This is a genomic window from Polaribacter sp. R77954 (assembly GCF_044595335.1).
Lineage (GTDB): Bacteria > Bacteroidota > Bacteroidia > Flavobacteriales > Flavobacteriaceae > Polaribacter.
On record NZ_CP138992.1, the window covers coordinates 1 to 16643 of the forward strand.

Annotated in this window: 3 protein-coding genes; all 3 read right to left on the reverse strand. The window is 37.6% G+C overall.

Annotated elements, in window-relative coordinates; all coding sequences use genetic code 11:
- Positions 1 to 23: 23 nt before the first annotated feature.
- The 3 genes from SJY27_RS00005 to SJY27_RS00015 all read right to left on the reverse strand — a co-directional run bounded on the left by SJY27_RS00005 (position 24) and on the right by SJY27_RS00015 (position 15839).
- Complete coding sequence (locus tag SJY27_RS00005; protein ID WP_397446186.1) at positions 24 to 3803, reverse strand: beta strand repeat-containing protein; 3780 nt, start codon at positions 3801 to 3803, stop codon at positions 24 to 26.
- A 129-nt stretch (positions 3804 to 3932) separates the two neighbouring features.
- Entirely contained in the window at positions 3933 to 7712 is a 3780-nt protein-coding gene (locus SJY27_RS00010; RefSeq protein WP_397446187.1) for a beta strand repeat-containing protein, read from the reverse strand.
- A 129-nt stretch (positions 7713 to 7841) separates the two neighbouring features.
- On the reverse strand, positions 7842 to 15839 hold the full coding sequence (locus SJY27_RS00015) for a CshA/CshB family fibrillar adhesin-related protein (RefSeq protein ID WP_397446188.1): 7998 nt from the start codon (positions 15837 to 15839) through the stop codon (positions 7842 to 7844).
- Positions 15840 to 16643: the final 804 nt, after the last annotated feature.

The following is a 16643-nucleotide window of genomic DNA, read 5'->3' on the forward strand; positions in this document are numbered from 1 at the left end:
TATACTTATATTTCTACTTTAATTTAGTTTCCACTATTGTTATAATCTATATAATCTAAATCATTGTTGTTATCTATTCTGATTTCTCCTCCTGATAAGAATTTGATTGTAACTTTTAAAGGGAAAGATGCTGTTGTACTTGCTGGTGGATTTAACATTGCATTAATGCCTATAAACTCACCTGTCGCTGCTTGGAAGATTCCTCCATTTCCTATATAAGTGAATCTATGTAAAAATGGATGTGAACCATCATATACCCAATCTGCATTATTTACTGCACCTCCGTTTAAAGTGGTCAAGTTTTGATCGTAAGAAATAACCAACTCATCATTCTTTGCTATCCTTAATTCTACTCCTGTTATACCATCTGAATCTGCATTTGCATATTCTCCAATCAGTACCCTAAAATCGATTACGCCTGTAGCTCCAATAATCGTTGTGTTACCTGTAAATATCGTTGGCCTATAATCTGGTAACCTATTTACTGTTACAGAAACTTCAGCTGTATCACAAACATTATTTGCATCACATAATGTGTACTCAAAAGTGTCTACCCCAACAAAACCAACATTTGGTGTGTAGGTTACTACATCATCACTTGGATCGTTTGGTGTATTGTTTGGATCTGTAATTACAACTACTCCATTTGTTGGTTGTGTTGTTGTAATTGTTCCTGTTGTTGGTACATCATTATCATTTGCAAATACATCAATTACAACTGGTGCTTGTTCATTAGTTGTAGCGATATCATCTACTACATCTACTATTGGATTTATAGTAATAATCTCATTCGCTGTCGCTGTTACTGTGCCATCTGTAATTACATATGGGAAGGTTTCTGTTCCATTGTAGTTTGCAGTTGGTGTAAAGGTAATATTACCTCCTCCATCTATATTTACTGTTCCATTTGGTGTAGTTATTACTTGTACGCCTCCTGTTAAAGCTTCTCCGTTTATAGAGACTATCGATAAGACATCGTTATCTAAATCTGAATCTCCTGTAAATGGATTTAATACCACTGATGTGTCTTCATCTGTTGTGTACGTATCATCTACGGCTACTGGTGCATCATTTACGGCAGTTACGGTTATAGCAATCTCTGCAATGTTAGACGTTAAGCCTTCATTGTCATTTACAGTATAGTTTACTGGTGTTGCAATTCCGTTAAAGTTCGCAACTGGTGTGAAGGTTACTACACCCAAGTTATCAACTGTGTACGTTCCTTCGTTAGCAACTGTAAATGTTGTTTGGATACCTGGTGTTGCAGGATCTAAATCTACAGTAGCTACATCAATTGTTCCATCTAAGTCTATATCGTTTGTGGTAACGTTTAGACTTACTGGTGTGTCTTCATCAGTAGTTGTGCTATCGTTGTTCGCAACTGGTGCATCATTCACACCTGTAACTGTTACTGCAATGGTTGCAATGTTAGACGTTAAGCCTTCATTGTCATTTACAGTATAGTTTACTGGTGTTGCAATTCCGTTAAAGTTCGCAACTGGTGTGAAGGTTACTACACCTAAGTTATCAACTGTGTATGTTCCTTCGTTAGCAACTGTAAATGTTGTTTGGATACCTGGTGTTGCAGGATCTAAATCTACAGTAGCTACATCAATTGTTCCATCTAAGTCTGTATCGTTGGTTGTAACGTTTAGACTTACTGGTGTGTCTTCATCAGTAGTTGTGCTATCGTTGTTCGCAACTGGTGCATCATTCACACCTGTAACTGTTACTGCAATGGTTGCAATGTTAGACGTTAAGCCTTCATTGTCATTTACAGTATAGTTTACTGGGGTTGCAATTCCGTTAAAGTTCGCAACTGGTGTGAAGGTTACTACACCCAAGTTATCAACTGTGTATGTTCCTTCGTTTGCAACTGTAAATGTTGTTTGGATACCTGGTGTTGCAGGATCTAAATCTACAGTAGCTACATCAATCGTTCCATCTAAATCTGTATCGTTAGTCGTAACTTTTAGACTTACTGGTGCATCTTCTGGAGTTGAAACAACATCGTTGTTCGCAACTGGTACATCATTTACGCCTGTAACGGTTACTGCAATCGTTGCAATGTTAGAAGTTGTTCCATCATTGTCATTTACGATATAGTCTACTGGTGTTGCAATTCCGTTAAAGTTCGCAACTGGTGTGAAGGTTACTACACCTAAGTTATCAACTGTGTACGTTCCTTCGTTCGCAACTGTAAATGTGTCTTGGATGCCTGGTGTTGCAGGATCTAAATCTACAGTAGCTACATCAATTGTTCCATCTACATCTGTATCGTTGGTTGTAACGTTTAGACTTACTGGGGTATCTTCATCAGTAGTTGTGCTATCGTTGTTCGCAACTGGTACATCATTTACGCCTGTAACGGTTACTGCAATCGTTGCAATGTTAGACGTTAAGCCTTCATTGTCATTTACAGTATAGTTTACTGGTGTTGCAATTCCGTTAAAGTTCGCAACTGGTGTGAAGGTTACTACACCCAAGTTATCAACTGTGTATGTTCCTTCGTTAGCAACTGTAAATGTTGTTTGGATACCTGGTGTTGCAGGATCTAAATCTACAGTAGCTACATCAATTGTTCCATCTAAGTCTATATCGTTTGTGGTAACGTTTAGACTTACTGGTGTATCTTCATCAGTAGTTGTGCTATCGTTGTTCGCAACTGGTGCATCATTTACGCCTGTAACTGTTATAGCAATCTCTGTAATGTTAGACGTTAAGCCTTCATTGTCATTTACAGTATAGTTTACTGGTGTTGCAATTCCGTTAAAGTTCGCAACTGGTGTGAAGGTTACTACACCTAAGTTATCAACTGTGTACGTTCCTTCGTTCGCAACTGTAAATGTTGTTTGGATGCCTGGTGTTGCAGGGTCTAAATCTACAGTAGCTACATCAATTGTTCCATCTAAGTCTATATCGTTTGTGGTAACGTTTAGACTTACTGGTGTGTCTTCATCAGTAGTTGTGCTATCGTTGTTCGCAACTGGTGCATCATTTACTGGACTTACTGTAACAACTACTTGTGCTGTATCACAATTTGCCGGGTTTGCTGCATCACAAACTGTATATTCAAAAGTATCTGTTCCGTTAAAATTTGTATTTGGAGTATAGGTTACCACATCATCACTTGGATCATTTGGCGTATTATTTGGGTCTGTAATTACTACTGAACCATCAGTTGAAGGTGTGGAAATTACTAAAGTACCATTTGTTGGTATGTTTGTATCATTTGTATATACATCAATAATAACAGGAACATCTTCATTTGTCGTTTGTGCATCATCCATTAACACAGGAATTATCGTCTCTGTATATGTATAAATAGAGGTGCTTCCTGGAGCATTTGTAGCAAAGTTTGTAGCATTTATATTTACATTAAAACCATTGAATGACTGAACTGCTGTTGAATTTTGAATAACAGTAATTGGAAAACAAACTTGAGCCGTTTGGTTTGCAGGAATTTCGGCATTTTGCGTAAATGTTAAAATATTAGCTCCTGCATTATATGAAGGTGTAAAATAATCTAAAAGCGTACCTGAAAGACCTGATATATCAGAAGCTGTTAACTCGATATATTGTAAACTAACACTAATTGTTACATTGGGCACTCCTGGAAAAGAGAACTGTGGAACTGCTATGTTGTCTGACGCTACAAAATCAAAACAGCTCAATCCTGTTCCATTGTTTTGCACTGACGCTAAAGGTGATGGTGTAATGGCTGCCTGAGAGACCGTTACAGTCTGTGCACTGACATAAAATGTCGTACTTAACAGAATGACTAGGAGTAAAAGTTTTTTCATTAGATTGGTTTTTAAATTGTTCATTTTTTAATTAATCGTTATTCAGTAATATTTATTTTTTTACTTGTAAATTTCAACTTTGATAGCATAGAAACGGTATTTAAATACCGTTTCTATAATTTAACTGTGTTAGTTTCCACTATTGTTATAATCTATATAATCTAAATCATTGTTGTTATCTATTCTGATTTCTCCTCCTGATAAGAATTTGATTGTAACTTTTAAAGGGAAAGATGCTGTTGTACTTGCTGGTGGATTTAACATTGCATTAATGCCTATAAACTCACCTGTCGCTGCTTGGAAGATTCCTCCATTTCCTATATAAGTGAATCTATGTAAAAATGGATGTGAACCATCATATACCCAATCTGCATTATTTACTGCACCTCCGTTTAAAGTGGTCAAGTTTTGATCATAAGAAATAACCAACTCATCATTCTTTGCTATCCTTAATTCTACTCCTGTTATACCATCTGAATCTGCATTTGCATATTCTCCAATCAGTACCCTAAAATCGATTACGCCTGTAGCTCCAATAATCGTTGTGTTACCTGTAAATATTGTTGGCCTATAATCTGGTAACCTATTTACTGTTACAGAAACTTCAGCTGTATCACAAACATTATTTGCATCACATAATGTGTACTCAAAAGTGTCTACCCCAACAAAACCAACATTTGGTGTGTAGGTTACTACATCATCACTTGGATCGTTTGGTGTATTGTTTGGATCTGTAATTACAACTACTCCATTTGTTGGTTGTGTTGTTGTAATTGTTCCTGTTGTTGGTACATCATTATCATTTGCAAATACATCAATTACAACTGGTGCTTGTTCATTAGTTGTAGCGATATCATCTACTACATCTACTATTGGATTTATAGTAATAATCTCATTCGCAGTCGCTGTTACTGTGCCATCTGTAATTACATATGGGAAGGTTTCTGTTCCATTGTAGTTTGCAGTTGGTGTAAAGGTAATATTACCTCCTCCATCTATATTTACTGTTCCATTTGGTGTAGCTATTACTTGTACGCCTCCTGTTAAAGCTTCTCCGTTTATAGAGACTATCGATAAGACATCGTTATCTAAATCTGAATCTCCTGTCAATGGATTTAATACCACTGATGTGTCTTCATCTGTTGTGTACGTATCATCTACGGCTACTGGTGCATCATTTACGGCAGTTACGGTTATAGCAATCTCTGCAATGTTAGACGTTAAGCCTTCATTGTCATTTACAGTATAGTTTACTGGTGTTGCAATTCCGTTAAAGTTTGCAACTGGTGTGAAGGTTACTACTCCTAAATTATCAACTGTGTATGTTCCTTCGTTAGCAACTGTAAATGTTGTTTGGATACCTGGTGTTGCAGGATCTAAATCTACAGTAGCTACATCAATCGTTCCATCTAAGTCTGTATCGTTGGTTGTAACGTTTAGACTTACTGGTGTGTCTTCATCAGTAGTTGTGCTATCGTTGTTCGCAACTGGTGCATCATTCACACCTGTAACTGTTACTGCAATGGTTGCAATGTTAGACGTTAAGCCTTCATTGTCATTTACAGTATAGTTTACTGGGGTTGCAATTCCGTTAAAGTTCGCAACTGGTGTGAAGGTTACTACACCCAAGTTATCAACTGTGTATGTTCCTTCGTTTGCAACTGTAAATGTTGTTTGGATACCTGGTGTTGCAGGATCTAAATCTACAGTAGCTACATCAATCGTTCCATCTAAATCTGTATCGTTAGTCGTAACTTTTAGACTTACTGGTGCATCTTCTGGAGTTGAAACAACATCGTTGTTCGCAACTGGTACATCATTTACGCCTGTAACGGTTATAGCAATCTCTGCAATGTTAGACGTTAAGCCTTCATTGTCATTTACAGTATAGTTTACTGGTGTTGCAATTCCGTTAAAGTTCGCAACTGGTGTGAAGGTTACTACACCTAAGTTATCAACTGTGTACGTTCCTTCGTTCGCAACTGTAAATGTTGTTTGGATGCCTGGTGTTGCAGGGTCTAAATCTACAGTAGCTACATCAATCGTTCCATCTAAGTCTATATCGTTTGTGGTAACGTTTAGACTTACTGGTGTGTCTTCATCAGTAGTTGTGCTATCGTTGTTCGCAACTGGTGCATCATTTACGCCTGTAACTGTTATAGCAATCTCTGCAATGTTAGACGTTAAGCCTTCATTGTCATTTACAGTATAGTTTACTGGTGTTGCAATTCCGTTAAAGTTCGCAACTGGTGTGAAGGTTACTACTCCTAAATTATCAACCGTGTATGTTCCTTCGTTCGCAACTGTAAATGTTGTTTGGATGCCTGGTGTTGCAGGATCTAAATCTACAGTAGCTACATCAATCGTTCCATCTACATCTGTATCGTTGGTTGTAACGTTTAGACTTACTGGGGTATCTTCATCAGTAGTTGTGCTATCGTTGTTCGCAACTGGTACATCATTTACGCCTGTAACGGTTACTGCAATCGTTGCAATGTTAGACGTTAAGCCTTCATTGTCATTTACAGTATAGTTTACTGGTGTTGCAATTCCGTTAAAGTTCGCAACTGGTGTGAAGGTTACTACACCCAAGTTATCAACTGTGTATGTTCCTTCGTTAGCAACTGTAAATGTTGTTTGGATACCTGGTGTTGCAGGATCTAAATCTACAGTAGCTACATCAATCGTTCCATCTAAGTCTATATCGTTTGTGGTAACGTTTAGACTTACTGGTGTATCTTCATCAGTAGTTGTGCTATCGTTGTTCGCAACTGGTGCATCATTTACGCCTGTAACTGTTATAGCAATCTCTGTAATGTTAGACGTTAAGCCTTCATTGTCATTTACAGTATAGTTTACTGGTGTTGCAATTCCGTTAAAGTTCGCAACTGGTGTGAAGGTTACTACACCTAAGTTATCAACTGTGTACGTTCCTTCGTTCGCAACTGTAAATGTTGTTTGGATGCCTGGTGTTGCAGGGTCTAAATCTACAGTAGCTACATCAATCGTTCCATCTAAGTCTATATCGTTTGTGGTAACGTTTAGACTTACTGGTGTGTCTTCATCAGTAGTTGTGCTATCGTTGTTCGCAACTGGTGCATCATTTACTGGACTTACTGTAACAACTACTTGTGCTGTATCACAATTTGCCGGGTTTGCTGCATCACAAACTGTATATTCAAAAGTATCTGTTCCGTTAAAATTTGTATTTGGAGTATAGGTTACCACATCATCACTTGGATCATTTGGCGTATTATTTGGGTCTGTAATTACTACTGAACCATCAGTTGAAGGTGTGGAAATTACTAAAGTACCATTTGTTGGTATGTTTGTATCATTTGTATATACATCAATAATAACAGGAACATCTTCATTTGTCGTTTGTGCATCATCCATTAACACAGGAATTATCGTCTCTGTATATGTATAAATAGAGGTGCTTCCTGGAGCATTTGTAGCAAAGTTTGTAGCATTTATATTTACATTAAAACCATTGAATGACTGAACTGCTGTTGAATTTTGAATAACAGTAATTGGAAAACAAACTTGAGCCGTTTGGTTTGCAGGAATTTCGGCATTTTGCGTAAATGTTAAAATATTAGCTCCTGCATTATATGAAGGTGTAAAATAATCTAAAAGCGTACCTGAAAGACCTGATATATCAGAAGCTGTTAACTCGATATATTGTAAACTAACACTAATTGTTACATTGGGCACTCCTGGAAAAGAGAACTGTGGAACTGCTATGTTGTCTGACGCTACAAAATCAAAACAGCTCAATCCTGTTCCATTGTTTTGCACTGACGCTAAAGGTGATGGTGTAATGGCTGCCTGAGAGACCGTTACAGTCTGTGCACTGACATAAAATGTCGTACTTAACAGAATGACTAGGAGTAAAAGTTTTTTCATTAGATTGGTTTTTAAATTGTTCATTTTTTAATTAATCGTTATTCAGTAATATTTATTTTTTTACTTGTAAATTTCAACTTTGATAGCATAGAAACGGTATTTAAATACCGTTTCTATAATTTAACTGTGTTAGTTTCCACTATTGTTATAATCTATATAATCTAAATCATTGTTGTTATCTATTCTGATTTCTCCTCCTGATAAGAATTTGATTGTAACTTTTAAAGGGAAAGATGCTGTTGTACTTGCTGGTGGATTTAACATTGCATTAATGCCTATAAACTCACCTGTCGCTGCTTGGAAGATTCCTCCATTTCCTATATAAGTGAATCTATGTAAAAATGGATGTGAACCATCATATACCCAATCTGCATTATTTACTGCACCTCCGTTTAAAGTGGTCAAGTTTTGATCATAAGAAATAACCAACTCATCATTCTTTGCTATCCTTAATTCTACTCCTGTTATACCATCTGAATCTGCATTTGCATATTCTCCAATCAGTACCCTAAAATCGATTACGCCTGTAGCTCCAATAATCGTTGTGTTACCTGTAAATATTGTTGGCCTATAATCTGGTAACCTATTTACTGTTACAGAAACTTCAGCTGTATCACAAACATTATTTGCATCACATAATGTGTACTCAAAAGTGTCTACCCCAACAAAACCAACATTTGGTGTGTAGGTTACTACATCATCACTTGGATCGTTTGGTGTATTGTTTGGATCTGTAATTACAACTACTCCATTTGTTGGTTGTGTTGTTGTAATTGTTCCTGTTGTTGGTACATCATTATCATTTGCAAATACATCAATTACAACTGGTGCTTGTTCATTAGTTGTAGCGATATCATCTACTACATCTACTATTGGATTTATAGTAATAATCTCATTCGCAGTCGCTGTTACTGTGCCATCTGTAATTACATATGGGAAGGTTTCTGTTCCATTGTAGTTTGCAGTTGGTGTAAAGGTAATATTACCTCCTCCATCTATATTTACTGTTCCATTTGGTGTAGCTATTACTTGTACGCCTCCTGTTAAAGCTTCTCCGTTTATAGAGACTATCGATAAGACATCGTTATCTAAATCTGAATCTCCTGTCAATGGATTTAATACCACTGATGTGTCTTCATCTGTTGTGTACGTATCATCTACGGCTACTGGTGCATCATTTACGGCAGTTACGGTTATAGCAATCTCTGCAATGTTAGACGTTAAGCCTTCATTGTCATTTACAGTATAGTTTACTGGTGTTGCAATTCCGTTAAAGTTTGCAACTGGTGTGAAGGTTACTACTCCTAAATTATCAACTGTGTATGTTCCTTCGTTAGCAACTGTAAATGTTGTTTGGATACCTGGTGTTGCAGGATCTAAATCTACAGTAGCTACATCAATCGTTCCATCTAAGTCTGTATCGTTGGTTGTAACGTTTAGACTTACTGGTGTGTCTTCATCAGTAGTTGTGCTATCGTTGTTCGCAACTGGTGCATCATTCACACCTGTAACTGTTACTGCAATGGTTGCAATGTTAGACGTTAAGCCTTCATTGTCATTTACAGTATAGTTTACTGGGGTTGCAATTCCGTTAAAGTTCGCAACTGGTGTGAAGGTTACTACACCCAAGTTATCAACTGTGTATGTTCCTTCGTTTGCAACTGTAAATGTTGTTTGGATACCTGGTGTTGCAGGATCTAAATCTACAGTAGCTACATCAATCGTTCCATCTAAATCTGTATCGTTAGTCGTAACTTTTAGACTTACTGGTGCATCTTCTGGAGTTGAAACAACATCGTTGTTCGCAACTGGTACATCATTTACGCCTGTAACGGTTATAGCAATCTCTGCAATGTTAGACGTTAAGCCTTCATTGTCATTTACAGTATAGTTTACTGGTGTTGCAATTCCGTTAAAGTTCGCAACTGGTGTGAAGGTTACTACACCTAAGTTATCAACTGTGTACGTTCCTTCGTTCGCAACTGTAAATGTTGTTTGGATGCCTGGTGTTGCAGGGTCTAAATCTACAGTAGCTACATCAATCGTTCCATCTAAGTCTATATCGTTTGTGGTAACGTTTAGACTTACTGGTGTGTCTTCATCAGTAGTTGTGCTATCGTTGTTCGCAACTGGTGCATCATTTACGCCTGTAACTGTTATAGCAATCTCTGCAATGTTAGACGTTAAGCCTTCATTGTCATTTACAGTATAGTTTACTGGTGTTGCAATTCCGTTAAAGTTCGCAACTGGTGTGAAGGTTACTACTCCTAAATTATCAACCGTGTATGTTCCTTCGTTCGCAACTGTAAATGTTGTTTGGATGCCTGGTGTTGCAGGATCTAAATCTACAGTAGCTACATCAATCGTTCCATCTAAGTCTATATCGTTTGTGGTAACGTTTAGACTTACTGGGGTATCTTCATCAGTAGTTGTGCTATCGTTGTTCGCAACTGGTGCATCATTTACGGCAGTTACGGTTATAGCAATCTCTGCAATGTTAGACGTTAAGCCTTCATTGTCATTTACAGTATAGTTTACTGGTGTTGCAATTCCGTTAAAGTTCGCAACTGGTGTGAAGGTTACTACACCTAAGTTATCAACTGTGTACGTTCCTTCGTTCGCAACTGTAAATGTTGTTTGGATACCTGGTGTTGCAGGATCTAAATCTACAGTAGCTACATCAATCGTTCCATCTAAGTCTATATCGTTTGTGGTAACGTTTAGACTTACTGGTGTGTCTTCATCAGTAGTTGTGCTATCGTTGTTCGCAACTGGTGCATCATTTACGCCTGTAACTGTTATAGCAATCTCTGCAATGTTAGACGTTAAGCCTTCATTGTCATTTACAGTATAGTTTACTGGTGTTGCAATTCCGTTAAAGTTCGCAACTGGTGTGAAGGTTACTACACCTAAGTTATCAACAGTATATGTTCCTTCGTTAGCAACTGTAAATGTTGTTTGGATGCCTGGTGTTGCAGGATCTAAATCTACAGTAGCTACATCAATCGTTCCATCTATATCTATATCGTTGGTTGTAACGTTTAGACTTACTGGTGTGTCTTCATCAGTAGTTGTGCTATCGTTGTTCGCAACTGGTGCATCATTTAAGCCTGTAACTGTTACTGCAATCGTTGCAATGTTAGAAGTTGTTCCATCATTGTCATTTACGATATAGTCTACTGGTGTTGCAATTCCGTTAAAGTTCGCAACTGGTGTGAAGGTTACTACACCTAAGTTATCAACGGTGTACGTTCCTTCGTTCGCAACTGTAAATGTTGTTTGGATGCCTGGTGTTGCAGGATCTAAATCTACAGTAGCTACATCAATCGTTCCATCTACATCTGTATCATTTGTAGTAACGTTTAGACTTACTGGTGTGTCTTCATCAGTAGTTGTGCTATCGTTGTTCGCAACTGGTACATCATTTACGCCTGTAACTGTTATAGCAATCTCTGCAATGTTAGACGTTAAGCCTTCATTGTCATTTACTGTATAGTTTACTGGTGTTGCAATTCCGTTAAAGTTCGCAACTGGTGTGAAGGTTACTACACCTAAGTTATCAACTGTGTATGTTCCTTCGTTAGCAACTGTAAATATTGTTTGGATGCCTGGTGTTGCAGGATCTAAATCTACGGTAGCTACATCAATCGTTCCATCTAAGTCTGTATCGTTGGTTGTAACGTTTAGACTTACTGGTGTGTCTTCATTTGTAGTTGTACCATCGTTGTTCGCAACTGGTGCTGCATTCTCAACAGTTAACGTAGCCGTTCTTATTTCTGGACAGCTATTGTTTGTATTGCTAATTTCTACAGTATAATCTCCTGCATTAGCAGCACTTACATTGTTTACCGTAAGCGAACTTGTTGTAGATAAGGTCGTATTGGGTTCAGAATTTTTGTACCATTTATAAATTAAACTTCCAGTAGTAGTTGTACCTGGTGGCACTGCATAAATTGGTGTACCTGTATTAAAGGTAGTGGTACTTGTAGAAGTAGCACTTACATTAAAAGTGGCATTAGTACCTGTTGCTGCACTTTGGTTTGCTGGTGCAGTAGCTACTGTTATTGTTTCTGCTGTTACAACGCTGGCTGTATTTGCCTGACCATTACCACCACCTGCAGCAGTAAGTAAAGGAACACCATTTGCATTTACAGCACTATTTATAGAACCATTTGCGTTTAATGAACCTGCTACCACTGTACCTGCTGCTTCTATAGCATCTGGGCAACCATCACCATCTGAGTCGAGGTCGAGAGAATCTAATAAGCCATCTCCATCCGTGTCTGACGCACAAGCTGTATTGTAAAAGCCAATTGCCAGACCTTGTGAGCCTCCTGCATCTGATTGAACAGAAAATGAAAAAGAGGACACATTTCTAGTTAACAATATTGGTGCACCTGCTCCACCAGAAGTAGAAGAATTTACTACTATAGAATTGGTGCCAAGACCTGAAACATTGGCAGGTCCTCCTACCGTTTCGAGTAACTCCCAATTACTTCCATTAGTTTGCCCTGAGACGTTTTCGGCGCCAAGACCTGTCCCTTCAGCATCCGCTAAAACCATATCTGGTGTAAAAGGATTACCTTGTGGATCCGTACCGGTTATGGTTAATGTAGCACCGTGCGGGATATTTGGACCTCCAGAATTAGGTACTCGATACAAAAGCGATTGGTTAGCACTCTGCCCATAGGCTTGTTGTAATTTTGCATTTGACCACCAACCAAAATCTTCAGGAACAAAAGCTGTAGCATTGTTAACTACTGAAGCCACGGTTATATTAATTATTGAACCATCAGGTAGAGTAATTGCCTTGGTATCACCCACATCAACTTCATCAGCAAAATCACCATCCCATTCTATCCATCGGATAAAGTCATAATTTGCACCTGGCGCTACTGTGGGTGTACCACCATTTCCAACAAATTCACACTCCTCCGTATCCAAAATCCCATCATTGTCATCGTCTAGGTCACAAACGTTGTTGATACCATCTCCATCTGGGTCGTTTGCAGTTGGTGTACCTACAATGGCACCTGCTGTACAATTTGGCGTTACTTGAAAAGAAACATCCGAAGTTGAAGCAGCACACGTTCCACTTGCTGCAATGGTGTATCTTAAAACTACTGTGGTAGTTGAAGTTACATTGGCAGCTTGATAGGTACCACCAAAAATGATTGAACCTCCACCAGAAACGATAGACCAAGTTCCACCAGAAGGTGCACCTGTTAACGTTTTTGTTCCATTACCTGTAATAGTTGCAGTTGACACTGTGTTTGAAGCCACAGGACAAGCTGTTAACGTAGCCGTTCTTATTTCTGGACAGTTGTTGTTTGTATTTTTAATTTCTACACTATAATCTCCTGCATTTGCTGCTTGCACATTAGTAATGGTAAGCGAACTTGTTGTAGATAAGGTAGTATTGGGTGCAGAATTTTTGTACCATTTATAAACTAAACTACCAGTAGTAGTTGTACCTGGTGGCACTGTATAATTTGGTGTACCTGCATTAAATGTAGTGGTACTTACCGAAGTAGCACTTACATTAAAAGTGGCATTAGCACCTGTTGCTACAGTTTGGTTTGCTGGTGCTGTACCTACCGTTATTGTTTCTGCAGTTATTACACCTGGTGTTGTTGCTTGACCATTACCACTACCTGCAGCCGGACTTGTAGGAACTCCATTTGCATTTACAGCACCCAAAATATTGCCATTTGCATTTAATGACGTGGGTAGCACTAAACCTGCTCCTTCTATAGCATCTGGACAACCATCGTTGTCTGAGTCTGTGTCTAAAGAATTGTCAACTCCATCGCCATCGGTATCTGGACATATAGCAGTAACCACTACATTATCAATATAATATAAACCAAGAAAACCTGGTACGATAACCATATAGGTTGTAGTTTGCCCTGCAGGTACTGTATAAGAACCTGAAACATTAGTCCAAATGCTACCATTGTTAGAAAACGTGCCAGCTACTGTTGCAGATGCCACAGTGGCTCCAAACCTAACTTCCAGTGTACTGTTAGAGCCTGAACGTTGCCTTATATCCAAGGAGTAGTTAATTTGAGTACCTGGGCTTACGTTTGCCAATTGCTGGTCTACTTGATTACCACTAGTAAACTGACCATTATTAAGGTATGCATAATAAGTTCCATCTGTAGGTGGTATACCATAAGTATTATCAGCTATACCAATGTAAGTACCACGACCATTATTACTCCAATTATCTACTGTTGTATCTTGATTGGCAGTATTAGGCGTAAAAGTTCCATTTTCGAAACTACCATTAGAAATTAAATTTCCTGTGTTAGCACCACATTCATCCGAATCCAAAATACCATCATTGTCATCGTCAAAGTCGCACACATTGTTAATACCATCGGCATCTGGGTCGTTGGAAGTTGGTGTTCCTACTATGGCACCAGCTGTACATAGGTCTCCTACTGTTAACGTAGCCGTTCTTGTTTCACCACAACTGTTATTCGAATTGGTAACTACTACACTATAATCGCCTGCATTTGCTGCTTGCGCATTATTAATGGTAAGGGTACTTAATGTAGATAAGGTAGTATTGGGTGCGGTATTTTTATACCATCTATAACTAAGGGTCCCGGTTGAGTTTGCAGCAGTTGGTGTTGGATAATTAGGATTTCCTGCAGTATATGAATTTGTGCGAGATGAAGTAGCTGATATCGTAAAGCTTGCATTTGAACCTGTTGCTACACCTCGGTTTGTCGGTGCGCTAATTATGTTTATACGCTCTGCCCTTGTTACCGCAGTTGTGTTTGCTTGACCATTACCAGCACCTGCAGCAGCAAGTGTAGGAACACCATTGGCATTTACAGCACCATTTATAGAACCATTTGCTTTTAATGAACTTGCTACCACTGTGCCTGCAGCTTCTATAGCATCTGGGCAACCATCGTTGTCGCTGTCTGTATCTAAAGAATTGATAAGGCCATCACCATCGGTATCAGCAAGCAAAGAGCAACTAATAACACCATCAGTTAAGTCTGTAATAAGATTATTAAGAGAGTCAGGAACTAAAGAAAAACCTGCAGCGGTTGCTGCTCCAGTACAAACATTAATAGAAACTACATTATTAACGTTAGAAGTTCCGCCAGCTCCATATAAAACACCATTTAATACCGCTATTTGGCCATAATAATTAGTTGTAATGGTTGTAGCTGTGTTACCAGTTGCAGAAGTAGTTGTTAAATCGAATGAAGCTAAACCTCCAGGATCGAGAGAAGCAAATAATGTTGGATTGCCATTACAACCAATACCCACAGCAACATCTCCCCAATTACCTTGCCCATTTCCTACAGGATTTGATGAAAATAAAGAATAAGAAACAAGGGTTTTTCCATTAGCACTTAAGTTAATAGCATAGAGGTTTCTTCCAACATCACCTATATATAAAACTCCATTATAATAGGCTGCAGCTCCTGAAGAAAAATCAACACCTGGTATTGTCCCAACAGTTGTCCACAGAGATGTAGATGGGTCATAAACAACAATTTGACCTATATTTGTTTTGCTATGACCATAAATTAAACCACCATCATCATAATTAGAGGCAATACCGTTTAAATCAACATTATTAGGTATTGTGAGTTCTATGGTTTCCTGCCCTGTTAAAGGATAATAATTAACTAAATCAGCATCTCTTGGATATCTAATGAAATACGAACTCCCAACACAAACCGCTTCGTCAGTATCCAAAATCCCATCATTGTCGTCGTCTCGATCTATAGAATTACAAACGCCATCGCCATCAAAGTCGTCATTAGCGCCAGTACCACCAACAAGCCCCCCACAGGCAAAAGCACTTGAGGTATTGGTTGCATTCGCCGAGGCAATTGCTAAGTTTTTAGCAGCAATTGCTCGTTGTTTTTTAGCAATTGCTTTTTTTAACAATCTTTCGTTTTCTTTTTCTGCCCAAAAAGAATTGTTATTAAAATTTTCTAATTGTTTCCAATTAGCGTCGTAGAAATCATAGAAACTATTGGTTTCTTTCAGTACTACACTAGTAGTACGGTTTGTGTCAAAACCAAAAGTGGTTGTTGTTTGACACCACAATAAAAGTAGCGTAATGATTTGAAATAGGTACTTGTTTTTCATTAGTAATGGTTTGTAAGGGTAATAAAATTTTAGTGTATTATATATTTGGTTGCTTATTTTAGTTGGTAATAGTCTCCTATAGATTTCTAAAATTAGAAATTTGAAGAACATCCATATTCCGTTGAAGTTTTTTATAAACAATCAACTATTATTAAAATCAAAAAAAAATTGAATAAATTGCTCTGATGCACTTTATTATTGATCAAAAAGTTTAAGGGGCTCTTCATAAAAAAAAGGTTTAATAATTGTTGTTAAAATTCATTTTAATTATTCCTTTTACAAGTTGGGGAAAACTCAATTAGGGCGAACATATCTTAAATAATAGTAGGAGTATTTTGAAGAACGTTCTGAAGATGTAAAATTAGTTTAGTAGTTTCTTTATTTGCTTTTTAGAATGACTAAAAACCGATGTAATTTATTTTAAACCTGTTTTTTTTAGACAATTTGATGTGTCTTTTTACGTTTTAAAGTATTTAAAGTCTATTTATTTCGTTTAAAAAACTATTTTTGGGCTATTATTGATAACTAATTATTGTACAAACAATAAGTGCAGAATTGCCTACATTTACATTAAATACCAATTGTACATTTTTAAAATAGTATCAATTCGAGTGAATTTAAAGATGTAATGAGTGAAATTTGTATCAAAAATCACTCGAACTGACCTTTTAGCATCCATTTTAAATTCAAAATGCACCATTGGTTAACATATTTTATTGAAAAAACGTAGATACCTAATAATATTTTTATTTTTTTGATTGATAGAAAAGAAACCCCTTATTTTAACTAAAAAAATAACTTAAA